Consider the following 15988-nt stretch of genomic DNA (forward strand, 5'->3'; position numbering starts at 1 on the left):
TAATGAGCAGGACATTTATAAAAGTTGATGCGTTTGGGCATAAGCATCCAGCTCAGCCTGAGTAACCACCTGGGTCATGTTCATCTCATCCACACGCACCAGCAGTAAGCCGGCCAAAGCAGGTTGATAACGGCGAGCACTGCCGAAAGGTGTATAAGCTACATTCGACTGCTCGGCAAAAATCAGCCAGTCTTCATGCCCTAACATGACGGCAACGGGAACTTGATCCTGTTGCTGCATCTTTTGAATTTGACCCAATACTTGCTGTTCAATGGTTGCTGTCATCATTTCAATTTAACCAGTTTAATCTAAGCTTGTTGATATCATCTGCACTACACACAGCCCAGAACTGCTGAGCGATCCTGCTACACTGTGCACGGCAACTTTAACGTTTTTTACTATATCAAGCATGGCTATTTTTTAGATGCATATTTTTTTAGATGGCTATCTTTTAGATATCGATATATATACCTATATCAATGCAAGACTGATCGAATAGTAATGATGAATCACTTTGCTTAGATATTTTTAAGTAACCACCTGGCAATAGAATATTTAACAGCAATTGAAAATTGTGTATAAATATTTCCATAGTCTCCAACAATAATAATGCGATTAAAATAAATAAAAATCAGTCATATAATTTCTATTTAATCCAACTCATCGCTTAAATAAAAATCATTTTTTAGCGATTATTTAGTCATTTACTGCATAAAAAAAATACAAAAAAAATTATTTTATAAAAAACCTGCCAAAGCTACCCTTTAAAAAAATTGCTGCATCCCTATTATTTATTAAATAGCGGTTCGTAACTTATATACAAGGAGTTTTCTCGTGAAGAAAGTTGTTAAGGCAAAAAATTTAATTGCATTTCGTATCTGGTTAGAAAAATTGGGCTATTCAGTAAAGTCATTAACTGATAATCGTGGGTTTACTTTTAGCTTTAAAAAAGAATATGGTCTGGTCACTTGTGATTTGGCAGGCAATGCACTTGCCATGCAACTTGGCGAAGAATTCGAAGATCATTTAAAAGCTTAAACGCTATTTTCCTTTTGGATCGAGACAAAAACAAATCAATTATTCAAATCTATTTAAAGCCCTGTTTGGGGCTTTTTTTTATTGATCTTTAATTTATTTTCAGGCAATAAAAAAGCAAGGTCATTTACCTTGCTCTAATATAATGGTGGGGACGGAGAGACTCGAACTCTCACACCTTGCGGCGCTGGAACCTAAATCCAGTGCGTCTACCAATTTCGCCACGTCCCCGTCAGGATACCAACTTAGTGCTGGATTTTTTACAACAAAAAAGCAAGGCATTTACCTTGCTCTAATCTGATGGTGGGGATAGAGAGACTCGAACTCTCACGCCCAGAAGGCGCTGCGACCTGAACACAGTGCGTCTACCAATTCCGCCATATCCCCATCAGGGCACCAACTTTATGCTGGATTTTTCAACAAAAAAGCAAGGCTATTTACCTTGCTCTAATCTGATGGTGGGGACGGAGAGACTCGAACTCTCACACCTTGCGGCGCTGGAACCTAAATCCAGTGCGTCTACCAATTTCGCCACGTCCCCATCAGGGTACCAACCAAGTAGTTGGATTTTTAAAGCTTGGCAGAGGATCAAGGATTCGAACCTTGACGAACGGTTTTGGAGACCGTCATGCTACCATTACACCAATCCTCTATTACCTAATTATCAAGCTAAGTTGATATTTAAGTGGTGGGGACGGAGAGACTCGAACTCTCACACCTTGCGGCGCTGGAACCTAAATCCAGTGCGTCTACCAATTTCGCCACGTCCCCAATGGCTGTGTATATTATAGAGATCGATTACGCATGACAAGACCTTTTTATGAAAAATCCACTTGTTTGTTTAAATAAGAAACAAAAACCGTTTTCCTGTATTTTTCTTAAGCATTTTCAGTAAGTAAGAGCTGTTTTATCGCGTAAATATCGGCAAATCTCTGCTTGTTTTGCTTGGCCAACATGCCCATCAATAACTTTTCAAATATGCGCAAATGTTGTGGAAGTTCAATACTTAAGCGCTGACAATGCAAATAGGCCCAATCTTGGTAATTTTCTGCCGTCAAACGCTGCCCGTTTAACCATTCATACAGAATAATGCCTAAAGCATAAATATCGCTTTGTACGGTTTTATCTGCACCGTGAAAAAGTTCGGGTGCCATATAGCGTGGGGTTGCTGTTAGATTTTTCTGCTGTTGTGCTGAATTGATGTTTTCTACCTGTTCAAAATCGATTAAACAGGCGCGCTTTTGATATTCAACAAAATGCTCTCGTTTTAAATCACCATGCACCCAGCCCAGTTGATGTAATTGATCGATGGAGTCCAGTAACAGTAAGATCTTCTGTTTGATCTGTTGAACTGATTGGAGGGTACAGTCACCCAGAAACACCTCCGCATGCGCCAATAGCAATGCTGATGCACCCTGCCCTTGAGTTTCTATGGCATTTTTAAAATGGGAAATTATTTGAAAAGGCAATAAAAAATTGACCGTTTTTGCTTGATCTAGAAATTGCCGATAAAAATTGAGTTCCTGCACAAAGCCGGCTTCGATGTCCGGATGGATATTGGCGCTTTGGGTTTTTAACCAATAGCGTTGCTGCTGATATTCAAATGTATATAAACAACGCCCAAAAGTTAAACTTTTGGGCTTGGTGCACAACTGCAATGCAATGTTGGCAAAATCCTCATTTTTAAACTGCAATAAATTCTGCGGTTTTCTGTTCTGGATCATGCTGATAACTTAAAAGCTCTAAACAATGCTGAATGGTTTTACCCACTCGAGCATGGGTTTCAATAGAGGATATTTTCGGCCAGGTTGCCCGCTCACCTTCACGTTGCAATAATTTGAACAAATATGGACGCGGGTTCTGAAACATATAACTATAGTGACGTAAGCTATAATTTCCCACAATATTCAAATCACCATAATAGCCTTGGTTGACTACACCAAAGCCATGATCGAGCAGCCGACGTATCGGGGGAATTTTACCCATCCGTCCCCGGCTAAAGTCCATAAGGCCTCTGGCAATCACCTTGCCTTGACGGCGAATAATCCGTTCAGGCCAACTCAGCATGTCACTACGGTAACGCTCCAAATCACTTTGCATAAACGGCACAATATGCGGATTCACCTGACTGGCGATAGTGTAATTTAAGTTATATAACCTGGCCATTTTCTGTTGTGGAAAATCACTTCTTACACTCCCATCCACCCAACGCGTGTTTGCCATATATGGGGTAAGCTGACCATTCTGACGTTTACTGGTCAGCTTCACCGGTGGAAATAAAATTGGCACGGCGCAGGAAGCCAATACCGCACTCCAAACCAGCAAGTCTGGAGATGTATAGGCATTCATAATGCGAGCATCCTGTGAGGCATCATATGGTGCTACAGCCACATTGATATTCAAACCCGAGGTTTTAAATGCCTCTTCAAATGTCACATCACCCAGATTTTCAACCAAGAATTTTTTCAGATATTTAACATCGGCAAACCCACCATTGCCTTTGATGATTTCATTAAATTTACGGAAGTGAAATGCTTCTGTAAAAAAGTTTTCACCATTTAACAGACCTGAAATATCTGAAGGTTTTGAAGTCCCCAGCATGGCGGTCATAATCGCTCCAGCACTGGAACCGGATAACACCTTAGGCATTAAATCCTGCTCAAGCAGTGCCTTACACACCCCAGTATGAAACAACCCCAATGTTGCCCCACCTGAAAACATGATTGCAGGTTGACCATAAGCCTTTTTACAATGCTGGAAAAATTCTATTTTTTCCGACATCGACAAACAATGACAAGACGAAGATGCGATATAAGCCAGGCTTTCACTGACTTCTTCCACATAATCTTCAATAATTTTTTTGGTGCCGACATACGTTGCTGCAAAAAGCATGGGATGGGCAATATTGGCGATATCGTAGGTAAGACCTTCACGTAATATATACATCAGGTCTTGGGTGCGCTTTTGAAAACGATAGCGTTTTAGCAAACTTAAGCGATAGGAAATAACTTCGGCATCGAAATAGGGGGAACAGTTGTCATATTTCCATTCTTGGGCACCGGATTCTTCATCTATTTTTAGGGCGATGCTTTTCCATTCTTCATAGGTTTCTGCCGCTGCGAGCTGGCCTTTTAATTTTTTTATACGATACGCTTGATGTGGATTAATATCTGTCGTGAAGTCTGTAAATAACATATCTATCCCTCAAACACTTTCATTATTATGTCCTATTCTCAATAAGTGATCAAACAACCTATGTGCACAATACTCAATTGATTATTCACCTATCATACCCCCGATTCAATTGGCAAACTATGACTATTTGATATACAGTCCCAAGTAAATTCTTCTTTTAAATTCGTACGCATAAAGCTGAACAATCATGGCAACAATTGATCTACCCGACAATATCTTACAAACCCTTGCTACTGTACTCCAACAGCTACAGCAAAATTTACCCGAACTGAAACAAGAAACCAACTTTTCCGCCTCCGCCTTTAAATGGCAAGATAAACAGTTGAAAGCCATTCAACAGCCGAAAAAGATTTATCTGGAAGATTTAAAAGGCATTGAGAAACAAAAAGAAAAAGTCATTCAAAATACCCTGCAGTTTTTAAAAGACTTGCCGGCTAATGATGTGTTACTGACCGGCTCACGTGGTACAGGAAAATCTTCCATTGTACGTGCCCTGCTGACTGAATATGAATCGCAAGGTTTACGCCTAATTGAGATTGAACGTGATGATTTGTCAGACTTACCGGAAATTCAAAAAATCATTGCTGGTCGTCCTGAAAAATTCATTGTCTATTGTGATGATTTGGCTTTTAACGCAGAAGATGAAAATTATCGCAGTTTAAAAAGTGTGCTGGACGGTTCATTACAGTCCGGTGCAAGCAATTTTATTATTTATGCCACCAGTAACCGTCGTCATTTATTGCCTGAATTTATGCATGAAAATACCCCGGTCACACGTGTCGATGTTCCACAATATACTGAACTCCACCCACAAGAAGCGATTGAAGAAAAGATTTCACTGTCTGACCGTTTCGGCATGTGGCTGTCGTTCTATCCGATGGATCAAAACCTGTATCTGGAAATTGTGCAACACTATTTGGCCAAAGCCGATATGCCAATGACTGAAGAAACTCGTGCTGAAGCATTAAGATGGTGTCAGGGTCGTGGACAGCGTTCAGGTCGTGCCGCTTATCAATTTTCTAAACACTGGATTGGGTCGCAGCAGTTAAAAGCAATGTAATGAAAGCAGTACCCTGATTAAATATCGAACTGGAAAGTGACCAATCCACAAACAGAAAATCCCGGACTAAGAAGTCTGGGATTTTTTAATTAAGCAGTTTTTTTTGGTTTTAAGAGGATAGCAAAATTAGTGATGTACGGTTGCACAGCCCAAGCTGGCTAAAATAATGTAACTAAAAAAAATTATTCTCTTTATCTCTATCGACTTTTGCGCTATTAAGAAACACCATCTTCTGTATACCTTCACATCGGTAAATTCATTTTGCGTTCATTTACTCAGAAAGCAACCATTACATTGACCATCATTGCATGGTTGATGCAGCTTTCTGTCTTTATTACGCCTATTTTACAAAAGCATCCAGAACTTGGTTTTGGTGTTTGTGAACAACTTGCTATTTTCACAGAACCCCAGCCACATTCCCAGCATGTCAAATTAGAACATGCACAGCATCATATGCATGAACCCTTGCTCCAAAGTGAATCGAGCAGTACCAAAAAAAATCCCTTGCATAGTGCAGACTCATATTGCAAATTTTGCTTAGTGTTGGGTCAAAACTTTAATCCCGTTTTTTTGGCCTGCCTTTTGGTGTTATTGGCATTGATACTGTGCAAAGTGCCTCGCCCTCTGCATTTTTACAGTTTTAAGCTACATCAGAAACTCTACTTTTTTCTCTTTCAAAACCGGGCCCCGCCTATTCCTGTCGTGTTCACACCATAACTTGGTGTTTGAAAAATTATTCATACTTCGTGTTTAAAGCACGCAGTTTTGCATTTCCTTTTATGTCCTCATCCGGGCGGAATAATGTAATGAACACACAGAACCGTTTATTTAAATTCAGTACACTTTCACTGGCAATTTTGACCTGCAACCTGAGTTATGCAGAAGATGAAAATGTAAAAAAGCCACAGCAATTAGCAACCATATCGGTCATGGCAAGCCGTGGCAGTGACTTAAAAGATATGGATATGAGCACCACGATTATCCAGCATGCACAAATACAACATGCACCCCAAACCAGCATTGATCAAATCGTCAATAAAATTCCCGGGGTATTTGCTCCAGCCCGCTTATCTACCCAGATTCATCCTACCGGACAATTGCTAAACATTCGTGGCTTCGGCACTTCCACCAATGGTTTAACTCTGGTTTTATTAGATGGCATTCCAGCCAATGATCCATATTTTAGAACCATTAATTGGGCTCAGATTCCTAAAGAGCAAGTTGAGCGTATTGAAGTCATCCGTGGCGGTGGCGCAACCAGCTTATGGGGCAATATGGCTATGGGCGGTGTGATTAATATCGTCACACGCCAGCCTGCGCAAGGCAGCGAAGTTTATGCCAGTTATGGCAGTTTTAATACTGCAAGCTACGGGGCCAGCCAGGGGCTTGAACTGTCAAAAAAGTTAAAAATTGGCTTAAGTTATGACGGTAGCCAGTCTGATGGTTATTGGCAGACGCCAAAACAATACCGCCACCCCGAGATGAGTAAAACGCAGACTCAGGTGGATAGCTTAAATGTTAAAGCCGTTTATACCCCAAATCAGCAGGATGAATATTGGCTTGCCTTACAAGCCAGCCAAACCCAAGAAAATGGTTTGCAATATCAAAATGCTGAAAATGAATGGAACAGTTACCGCATTGCTGCAAGCGGGAAAACTGTGCTTTCGCCCGATTGGAGCTTAAATACTTTAGGCTGGTATCAAAGCAATGAAATGAATACCCAGAATGTATCTAATGCCGGCTATAGCTTGGCCACACCGAATAAGGGCACAGCCAATATCAGCCAAAAAGAATTTGCGAAATACCATAGTTTCGGTAGCTCAATAACTGCAAGTACGCAATGGAAAAGCTTACACGACATTAAGTTGGGGGTTGACTATCGTCAAATCGAGGTGAAAGATCCGCTAAATATTTATAATAGTTCAGGTGCTTTAGGCAAAATTACCGCAGAAGCAACACACCAGTTCGCAGGCATTTTTGCTCAGGCCTTGTATCAGCCCGACAGTCTTCCCCTAGATATCACCCTAGGTTTACGGCAAGATTTTTGGCAGGCTTCCCAAGCAAAAACTTATGGTGAATATAGTGGTAGCCCCATTCAAAACAACTTGGCTGATCAGGATGAACGCCATTTTAGCCCGCGACTAGGTTTTAAATATCATCTGAATGATCAGCTTGATTTGCGTGGTGCGAGTTATAAAAACTTCTCTGCACCCGGGCTGAACCAGATGTACCGTAGTTTTATCAGTGGTGCTAACTACACGGTACCCAACACCGATTTAAGTTCACAAACCAACCGTGGTACAGAGTTTGGTTTCGATTTTAAACATCAAGATTTAAATTTTTCTGGCACATATTTCTATAATAAAGTTCAGGACTACATTGATTATGCAACCGTGCGCACAGACTGCAGCAGTGCCAATAATTACTGCAATACCGGTGTAAGCACGGCCATAAATTTACGCCAATATATCAATGCAGGTAATACAAAAATGCAAGGTTTTGAACTCATTGCAGATTGGAAGCTCAATGACCGTCTCAACCTCAATGCTGGATATACACGTACCCAGGCTGAGCTCACCCAATCAAAACTGGGTACAAATATAGCACCCACAGGACAACAGTTAGGCCAGATTGCGACGTGGAATGCCACACTGGGTGCATCCTGGCAAGCCACAGACAAACTCAATCTGAATGTGCAGTTACGAGACTTTGCCGATTACTGGAACAATACCGCACATACACAGCTGAATGAAGGTGCACTGACCGCAGATGTGAGTGCCAACTATCAAGCAACTCCGAAGTTACAGCTATTTGCTATTGCTCAAAATATTACCGATCAAGCTTATTATGATCAGGGAGTTAGCTATCTGGCAGATGGTCGCATCAACACTTTAAGTTCAGGCACAGTCCCCCAATATGCAATGTCGTTAAACTTGACTGTAGGTGCGAAGTACCGCTTCTAAGCGCTGCTTGTGAATAGTTGCCTAGAGATAGAAGCCCAAATGCTTTTATCTCTATTTCGAGATGCTTATGACACATTCCAATTTTTCTCAGCCCATTGATGCACCACAGACTCAAAAACAGGGCTTGCACTACAATACGGTATGGCGCTGGCATTTTTATGCAGGACTGTTTTGTATTCCCTTTATACTCTGGCTTTCATGCACAGGTTTAATATATTTATTCAAACCGCAGATTGATGCCTATATTGATCAGCCTTATGACCATTTAATCATTCAGCATGCACAGCCTGCTTCTGCTCAGGTTCAGGCCGCTTTAAATGCCGTTCCCCATGCTGTATTTTCAGCTTATCAAATGCCGCCTGATTCAGATGCGGCAGCAAGAATTTTAGTTGCACAGCAAGACCAGCTGATTAAAGTCTATGTGCACCCGGAAAATTTGCAAATTTTAAAAATCATCAATCAAAATGATGAATTTACTCGGCAAATTTTCTTGTTACACGGCGAATTTATGCTGGGTGACAAAGGTTCGCATCTCATGCAAATTGCCGCTTCATGGACTGTAGTGCTCATCATTACTGGTATTTTCATGTGGCTAGGCAAAGGCGGTAAATTGCAACTGGGCGGCATGCTGTATCCACGTCTGAGTCGTACAGGACGAAGTTTTTGGAAAGACATCCATAGTGTGCTCGGTTTCTGGATTTCAGCAATTGTACTGTTTTTGATTATTTCTGGTTTACCCTGGTCTGCCTCTTGGGGTGCAATGCTGAAAAATATCCGTGAATGGTCAGCACATACGGAAATCCATCAGGATTGGAGTAGTAGCAGCAAAGCCGAGGCACAGCATCAACAGCACGTATTCAATCACCTTACAAAACAGCAAAAGGCTGCACATCATGGCGAGATGCATGCTGCCGATTTAGATGCAGCACAAAATCGAACCCTGGATAAAATCGCAGCACACGCATCTACTTTCGCTCTGGCAAATCCAGTTTTCATTAAACCCGAAATTCAAGATATGCAGCAGCCATGGACTGTAGAATCTCAAGCGCAAAACCGCAGCTTAAGAGAAAAAATTATCTTTAATGCGCACGCTCAAATCACACAGCATAAAAAGTTTGCCGATCAGGCATTTTTAGACCGTTTGATTGCCTATGGAGTTGCTATTCATGAAGGCCGGTTTTTGGGCTGGATCAATGTCGTTATTGGTGTAGTAACCCTGTTTTGCCTTATTCTTGTGTCTATCAGCGGCTTAATAATGTGGCTTAAACGTAAACCTCAGGCTGTACTTGGAGCTCCTCCGATCATTTTGTCCCAACGTTTAAGCTGGTCATTAAAATTGACCATGATCATTTTGGGTATTGCATTGCCTTTGCTCGGTTTATCGCTGATTGTTGTATTGTGCCTAGAACAATTTATTTTATCCAGAATTCCTAAAGTTGCCCTTTACTTAGGACTTAAAGATCAAAATACTTAAACTCATTTGAATATCTGAAGATGCTCTACCATTCAAAATGCAGCCATGGTTCGCATGCTCAACGTTCCCTAGTGGATTGTGAAAAGCCTTATCAAGAGATGGTTAGGTGTCTAGAATTTTGCTGGCTATTCAAAAAATATTCTTTTTTGCATATAGGACAAAACCGCAACACAGTTTTTTAACCCAATAAAAAAGAGGCATTAAGCCTCTTTTTTTATTTTAAATGGTTTAAGCTTGATTCGGATTGGTTAATTCCGTCATTGGCCAGCGCGGTGTAGTGGTCACAGACAAGCCGTCATGCTGGCCTGCTTTTAAACGCTGATAACCGGCAAAGGCAATCATCGCGCCATTATCGGTACATAATGCAGGTTCTGCATAATAAACCTGAGCTTTAATCTTGGCCAAATCGGCTTCCAGACGCTCACGCAAACGTTTATTGGCACTTACCCCACCAGCGATCACCAAACGTTTTAAACCGGTCTGTTTCAAGGTTTTTACCGATTTTTTTACCAGTGTATCGACCAGTGCTTCCTGAAAACTTGCTGCAATGTCGGCTTCGCGACCTTGACCTGCCACTTTTTTCAATTGAATCGAAACTGCCGTTTTTAGGCCGCTGAATGAAAAATCCAGACCTTGATGCAACATCGGACGTGGAAAATCAAAAGCAGTGGCATCACCCTGTTCTGCAAGACGCGAAATATTCGGACCACCCGGATAAGGCAAGCCCATCATTTTCGCGACCTTATCGAAAGCCTCACCTGCTGCATCATCAATGGATTCACCCAGCAATTCGTACTGACCAATACCATGTGCTGCCATCAGCTGTGTATGTCCACCAGAGACCAATAACGCCACAAACGGAAACTCTGGTGGAGTTTTAGACAACAGTGGCGCAAGCATATGACCTTCCATATGATGTACGCCAATAGCCGGTTTATTTAGCGCAAACGCTAATGTTCGGCCAAACAGAGCACCAGTCATTAATGCCCCCATTAAACCGGGACCACGCGTATAAGCCACTGCATCAATGTCTGATTTTTTAATGTTGCTTTGTTCAAGCAATTGATTAATTAAAGGAATTAACTTGCGCACATGATCACGTGAAGCCAGTTCCGGTACCACGCCACCATATTCTGCATGCAGTTTAATCTGACTATATAACACCTGTCCTATTAAGCCGACTTCACTGTCATAGAGTGCTAACCCAGTTTCATCACAAGAAGTTTCCAAGCCCAGAACGATCATTAAACTGCCTTTTACCCGTATCTAAATATTGCTAAAGCTATTATAGACTTGTGATATGAGATGTAAATGAGTAAAATACTGTCCTTCACTTGTGATCCAAGGCAATACAGCCTAGATCTTATCCATAACTTAATGAGGATTCTTCATGCCACAAGTTAAATTGAAAGAAGGCGAACCAGTAGACGTAGCTATCCGTCGTTTCAAACGTTCATGCGAAAAAGCGGGTGTTTTAGCTGACGTTCGTAAACGCGAATTCTATGAAAAACCAACTCAAGAACGTAAACGTAAAAAAGCTGCTGCTGTTAAACGCTACCAAAAGAAATTGGCGCGTGAATCAGTACGTACTACTCGCCTTTACTAAGATTAATTTGTGATTGACTGCCTGGACTAAATAAATGACTACTTTAAAAAACCAAATAACCGATGTTTTGAAAGCAACTATGCGTGCTAAAGAAATGTCCAAGTTAACGGTGATTCGTGGTCTACAGGCAGCAATTAAGCAAATCGAAGTCGATGAGCGCAAAGAACTTGACGACGCTCAAGTTCTTGCGGTCATTGAAAAGCAAATTAAACAACGTAAAGAATCGATCAAAGCCTTTGAAGGTGCTGGTCGAGATGATTTAGCTAGTAAGGAACAAGCCGAAGTTGAGGTGTTATCTCAATTTCTACCAGAAGCTATGACTGAGGAAGAGCTTGATTCTATTATTGCGCAGACGATTACTGCTCAAGAAGCTACTAGCATGAAAGATATGGGTAAGGTGATGAATTCTCTGCGTCCGCTCATAGCCGGGCGCGCCGATCCTGCACAGGTTTCAGCTAAAATTAAAGCGAAACTTGGCTAATCCCCACTCCTAAAATCGTTCTTTATCGTTGAACTGCCTTTATGCAAAGACAGTTCAAATGTTTTCTCCTAATCCCTCATAAATATTTTCTGTTATTTCAGATTACACTGAATATTATATTTTTTCAAAATCAGCATTTCTCTTGATGACATGACTTGATTAATCACATCTTGCCGAGTCATTTGTCTAAATTGACGATCCAAAAACTCTCTATTCTGATCTGCCGCTTGATATAACCGATCTATATAACGACCCACAATTGCACAATACTGTGTTTGCTGCTGTGACGTAAAGCTTGTCTGTTGCGCATTTAAACTGCTAAAAAAGTTTCTGCTCTCCTGCTTGTACTGCTCAGAGATTTGATCCACTGCTGCGACATATTGTTCCACGCCTGCAAAAGCCGTATTTAACCCCACACACCCCAATACCGATAAAACCAATAATATTTTTTTCATAAATCGATTCTGTTCATTATTTAAAATTCACAAGACATAAAGATTATCATAGGCATAATCATTCTAGCAGCAGATTTTATTCATCGATGTGCAGAAAATCAGGTTTGTATTGCACATAAGCCTGTTCGGGTGGCGCAGATACATGACCTTGAGTTACCGTCCCTAAACGTAAACGGATAATATCCGGTAAATCCAAGCGATATGAATAGATCGGGCTGCCACATTTCTGACAAAACACCCGTGCTTTATGTGGACTATGAAAATATTCTTTTAGAAATTTAATGCCTTGAGTAATTTCAAATTTTGATTTCTGCAAGGGACTGTTCCATCCAAAGATGGAGCCTTGCGCCATTTGACAGTGCTTGCAATAACAGATGATGGTTTTTTCAATCTCAGCATGATAACAATACTTCACCCCCCCACATAAGCATTGACCTTCTATCATCTGCAACTCCTTATTTTTTATTATTACTGTAAAATCATCACCTGCAATTAAATTCTGAGCTGCCACTCTTTTTGCATTTCATTGATGCGCAGTTTTAATTTTGCAACCAGCAGTTCATTATCTTTCGTCAAGCGTTGTGCATGCAATAAGGATTTAATCGCATTTTCTTCCGATCCCGACCAGTATTCCACTTCTGCCCGATATCGCAATACATTCACGGTTCTAAACGCTGATTGCTGATCGAGATTTGCAGCTTGCTGCATCAAGTGCCAGGCCTGTATATCACGCGGGTTTTTATTGGTAAATCGCTGAATCAGCTTCTGTGCCTGTGCAGCATCTTTTTGGCGAATATAAACTTCTGCCAGTTTAAAAGCCAAAGCCCGGTTTTCCGGCATAATCCGTGCTGCTGATTGAATGGCCTGATAAGCTTGCTCGTTTTTATTCTGTCCCAGATAAATATCGGTTTGAATTAAAACCAATAAGTTATTTAGACGCTGCTGTGCTTTCGCCTGATTCAAAACCTGCTGCGCCAGAACATAATCACCCTGTTTTAAATAAAATGCAGCCAGTGCCAGCTGGCCGGCAAAATTATTGCGATTGGCCAAAACCTGAAGTTGTTGCTCTGTGGTCTGGTTAGAAATGACCCGGCTATACCATTTCAGTATTTCAAAATCTTCATCATGCAAGCTTGATTTTACCCGAGAGAATTGATTGGCTCTTAAACGAGCTTCACTCATCCGCTCGGTACTGAGTGGATGGGTTAACCAGAAGTCAGGCAAGAAACTAACCTTACTGGTTGACCGATCCATCACTTCAAAGAAATCAGCCATACTTTGCGGATTAAAACCAGCACTATACATATACTGCATCCCAATCCGGTCTGCTTCCCGCTCTTGATTACGGCTATAGTTCAGCTGTTTATCCATTAACGCCGCCTGAGAACCCAGCATCACCGCTGTTCCTGCATCGCCATCAGCTTGGGAAGCAATTAGCGCACCGACCAGCAATCCTGCCACAGTTAACAGGCCTTGCCCCTTAAACGCCTCTTGCGAGCGACTGTAATGACGCTGTGACACATGAGCAACTTCATGCGCCATTACCCCAGCCACTTCATCCATATTTCGGGCAGAAGTGATTAAGCCCGTATTGATGGCAAACAGTCCACCCGGAACAGCAAAAGCATTGATTTGAGGATCGTTAATAATCACCAGACCTATGGGCTGTCCCAGCTGGGTCTGGCTTAAAATATGGGAAAATACACTCCCTAACTGGTCTTCCAGCCATGGATTTTGCAAAACTGGCATTTGATGTTGCACTTCACGGAATACTTTTTCGCCAATCATTTTTTCTTTTTGCTGGTCAATCAAACCAATGCCGCTGCCGATTTCAGGAACATTAAATTGCGGCATTGAATTGAAATTCGCACTGTGCGTCAATGCCATTGCAGAAAGCAAACTGATGTTACAAGCCCATAAAAACCGTTTCAATGTGATGTTCTCAAACTGCTTTTTTAAGATTTATCAGACTATAACATTGAAAATTGGCGCAATTTGCAATGAAGTGTTATCAAACTTTAAGAAAAGGAAGGATTCAGCACATACGCAGGTGTGCGCCCTTCCAGAGCATCTACCAGGTTACGATAAGCCAGTTCGGCCATTTTTTTACGCGTTTCTGCAGTCGCAGAACCCACATGCGGCAAAGTCACTACATTTTCCAAAGCAAAAAGTTCAGATTCTTGCAAAGGCTCTTTTGCATAGACATCAAGGCCAGCAGCAAAAATTTTACCTGCTTTAAGCGTAGCAATAAGTGCCTGCTCATCGACTACAGAACCACGAGCAATATTGACAAAAACCGCATGTGACTGCATTTGATCGAACTCGTGCTGACCCATCAGCGCTTTAGATTCTGCATTGAGATCAACAGCCAGTACAACAAAATCAGACTGTTGCAACAATTCATCCAAGGCACAATAACGGGCATTTAACGGTTGCGCCAGTTCCAGTTTTTCGCGGCGGTTGTGGTAAAGAATGTTCATGTTAAAGCCATAAAAACCACGCCGTGCAATTGCAGCTCCAATATTTCCCAAACCGATGATCCCGAGGTTTTTAGAAAAAATATCCTGCCCGAATTGCATCATCCCGACGGTACGTTGCCAATTGCCCTGCTTGGTCCATTGATCAAGAACAGGAACTTTTCGTGCTGCACTCAGCATTAAGCTAAAAGCCAAATCGGCAGTGGTTTCGGTTAATACATGCGGGGTATTGGATAACCAGATCTTTTTCTGGTTTAAATAGGCCATATCATAGTTATCATAACCCACACTGACACTGGAAATAATTTTAAGTTGTTGTGCTGTGGCCAAATTACTTGCATTGAGTAGACGCCCTGCGCCAATCATTGCATCGGCATCTTTAACCTGTTCAAGTAGTTGCGCATTGATATCCCCAAGTTTAGGGTTAATCATGACTACATGATATTGTTGTTGTAATCGCTGAAGGATATCCTGATCTAACTGGCTAAAAACGACAACTTTCTGCTTCATGTTCCATCCATTTTTTGCGGCCTTTTTTGCATAAACTGCCACAAGCGTTTTTTTAATAAGGGCTGATCCAGCATTTCCTGTAAACCAGCCAAATTGATACTTTTGGAATGTCTAAAATAACTACATTGCCCTAGAAAGATAATATTTTTATCTGGACTTATTGCATCGAGAAAGCCTTGCACATAACTTTCCGCCCCATGACCATCCTGAAAATTCATTAAAGGAAATGGCCACTGCAATTCATAATATTCAGCCAGCACTGCCTGTTGAATATTATGCCAAAACTGCTGCTGCTCAGCGCTCATTTCGGTTGCATCAACCACGATGACGCAATGTGGCAAACTTAAGGCTTGCAATTGAAAAGCTGCAATTTGCAGCGCTACACGCTCTGCGATGACTTCAGCTACAACTTCAACTTTTTCTGCACTTGCTGGGACCGGAGCCTTGACAGGTTCGATACGCTCAATCGCTTGCCCTGGATCGGCTTTAAGCTCTAATGGCAAGACTGCTGGCGCTTTTGCCAGCACAATTTCAGTCTGGTATTCTGGCGCAGCCTGGTCGCGCCAGATTGATGAAGATGGCATTTTTTGACATGCAGTATTCCGAGGAATCCAGATATCGATTCCCAATGTTGCCAATATGTCACGCTGATGCCCTATCATCTTTTTTCATCACCAATTGAATAGTGGATATTCTAACGAGATTAGCGATTTTTTGCTGCGCTTTTATTGA

General features: G+C 41.6%; 15 protein-coding genes and 5 tRNA genes. 6 read left to right on the forward strand and 14 right to left on the reverse strand.

Annotated elements, in window-relative coordinates; translation table 11 throughout:
- Positions 1 to 15 precede the first annotated feature (15 nt).
- The gene (locus B9T29_RS11265; RefSeq protein ID WP_086176022.1) at positions 16 to 288 is read right to left on the reverse strand and encodes a hypothetical protein; all 273 of its coding nucleotides are present in this window, start codon (positions 286 to 288) and stop codon (positions 16 to 18) included.
- A 546-nt stretch (positions 289 to 834) separates the two neighbouring features.
- Between B9T29_RS11265 and B9T29_RS11270 the strand changes: the two genes are divergently transcribed.
- Positions 835 to 1038, forward strand: coding sequence for a hypothetical protein (locus B9T29_RS11270; RefSeq protein ID WP_086176023.1), 204 nt, complete (start codon positions 835 to 837; stop codon positions 1036 to 1038).
- A gap of 143 nt (positions 1039 to 1181) precedes the next feature.
- On the opposite strand, the gene B9T29_RS11275 is transcribed toward B9T29_RS11270, so the two are convergent.
- From B9T29_RS11275 to B9T29_RS11305, 7 genes are all read right to left on the reverse strand, one after another.
- Positions 1182 to 1266 (reverse strand) — tRNA-Leu (locus B9T29_RS11275).
- Positions 1267 to 1336: 70 nt separating this feature from the next.
- Positions 1337 to 1422, reverse strand: a tRNA-Leu gene (locus B9T29_RS11280).
- 69 nt (positions 1423 to 1491) lie between these two features.
- Positions 1492 to 1576: transfer RNA gene (locus B9T29_RS11285), tRNA-Leu, on the reverse strand.
- A gap of 37 nt (positions 1577 to 1613) precedes the next feature.
- Positions 1614 to 1687, reverse strand: a tRNA-Trp gene (locus B9T29_RS11290).
- 34 nt (positions 1688 to 1721) lie between these two features.
- Positions 1722 to 1806, reverse strand: a tRNA-Leu gene (locus B9T29_RS11295).
- Positions 1807 to 1913: 107 nt separating this feature from the next.
- Positions 1914 to 2759, reverse strand: a complete 846-nt coding sequence (locus B9T29_RS11300; protein WP_086176024.1) for a protein kinase domain-containing protein — start codon at positions 2757 to 2759, stop codon at positions 1914 to 1916.
- On the reverse strand, positions 2719 to 4230 hold the full coding sequence (locus tag B9T29_RS11305; protein WP_086176025.1) for a DUF3336 domain-containing protein: 1512 nt from the start codon (positions 4228 to 4230) through the stop codon (positions 2719 to 2721). The genes B9T29_RS11300 and B9T29_RS11305 overlap by 41 nt, the downstream gene beginning before the upstream one ends.
- A 187-nt stretch (positions 4231 to 4417) precedes the next feature.
- Here B9T29_RS11305 and B9T29_RS11310 point away from each other — a divergent pair, with 187 nt between their 5' ends.
- The 3 genes from B9T29_RS11310 to B9T29_RS11325 all read left to right on the forward strand — a co-directional run bounded on the left by B9T29_RS11310 (position 4418) and on the right by B9T29_RS11325 (position 9727).
- The gene (locus B9T29_RS11310; RefSeq protein ID WP_086176026.1) at positions 4418 to 5290 is read left to right on the forward strand and encodes an ATP-binding protein; all 873 of its coding nucleotides are present in this window, start codon (positions 4418 to 4420) and stop codon (positions 5288 to 5290) included.
- A gap of 806 nt (positions 5291 to 6096) precedes the next feature.
- A complete protein-coding gene (locus tag B9T29_RS11320; protein ID WP_171264038.1) occupies positions 6097 to 8253 on the forward strand; it encodes a TonB-dependent receptor in 2157 nt (718 codons plus the stop codon).
- Positions 8254 to 8320: 67 nt separating this feature from the next.
- A complete protein-coding gene (locus B9T29_RS11325) occupies positions 8321 to 9727 on the forward strand; it encodes a PepSY-associated TM helix domain-containing protein (protein WP_171264039.1) in 1407 nt (468 codons plus the stop codon).
- A gap of 228 nt (positions 9728 to 9955) precedes the next feature.
- Here the strand turns inward: B9T29_RS11325 and tsaD are convergent, their stop codons facing one another.
- A complete protein-coding gene (tsaD, locus tag B9T29_RS11330) occupies positions 9956 to 10972 on the reverse strand; it encodes a tRNA (adenosine(37)-N6)-threonylcarbamoyltransferase complex transferase subunit TsaD (RefSeq protein ID WP_086176030.1) in 1017 nt (338 codons plus the stop codon).
- 145 nt (positions 10973 to 11117) lie between these two features.
- On the opposite strand from tsaD, the gene rpsU reads away from it, so the two are divergent.
- Positions 11118 to 11333, forward strand: a complete 216-nt coding sequence (rpsU, locus tag B9T29_RS11335; RefSeq protein ID WP_001136722.1) for a 30S ribosomal protein S21 — start codon at positions 11118 to 11120, stop codon at positions 11331 to 11333.
- Positions 11334 to 11367: 34 nt separating this feature from the next.
- Positions 11368 to 11814, forward strand: coding sequence for a GatB/YqeY domain-containing protein (locus B9T29_RS11340; RefSeq protein WP_086176031.1), 447 nt, complete (start codon positions 11368 to 11370; stop codon positions 11812 to 11814).
- Between the two features lie 92 nt (positions 11815 to 11906).
- Here the strand turns inward: B9T29_RS11340 and B9T29_RS11345 are convergent, their stop codons facing one another.
- From B9T29_RS11345 to B9T29_RS11365, 5 genes are all read right to left on the reverse strand, one after another.
- Entirely contained in the window at positions 11907 to 12269 is a 363-nt protein-coding gene (locus tag B9T29_RS11345) for a hypothetical protein (RefSeq protein ID WP_086176032.1), read from the reverse strand.
- Positions 12270 to 12345: 76 nt separating this feature from the next.
- Positions 12346 to 12714: a GFA family protein gene (locus B9T29_RS11350; protein ID WP_086176033.1), complete on the reverse strand. Its 369-nt coding sequence runs from the start codon at positions 12712 to 12714 to the stop codon at positions 12346 to 12348.
- 47 nt (positions 12715 to 12761) lie between these two features.
- Complete coding sequence (locus B9T29_RS11355; protein ID WP_213033305.1) at positions 12762 to 14156, reverse strand: M48 family metalloprotease; 1395 nt, start codon at positions 14154 to 14156, stop codon at positions 12762 to 12764.
- Between the two features lie 131 nt (positions 14157 to 14287).
- Positions 14288 to 15256: a 2-hydroxyacid dehydrogenase gene (locus tag B9T29_RS11360; RefSeq protein WP_086176035.1), complete on the reverse strand. Its 969-nt coding sequence runs from the start codon at positions 15254 to 15256 to the stop codon at positions 14288 to 14290.
- On the reverse strand, positions 15253 to 15918 hold the full coding sequence (locus B9T29_RS11365; protein WP_086176036.1) for a hypothetical protein: 666 nt from the start codon (positions 15916 to 15918) through the stop codon (positions 15253 to 15255). The genes B9T29_RS11360 and B9T29_RS11365 overlap by 4 nt, the downstream gene beginning before the upstream one ends.
- Between the last annotated feature and the right edge of the window lie 70 nt (positions 15919 to 15988).

The organism is Acinetobacter sp. ANC 3903 (assembly GCF_002135315.1).
Lineage (GTDB): Bacteria > Pseudomonadota > Gammaproteobacteria > Pseudomonadales > Moraxellaceae > Acinetobacter.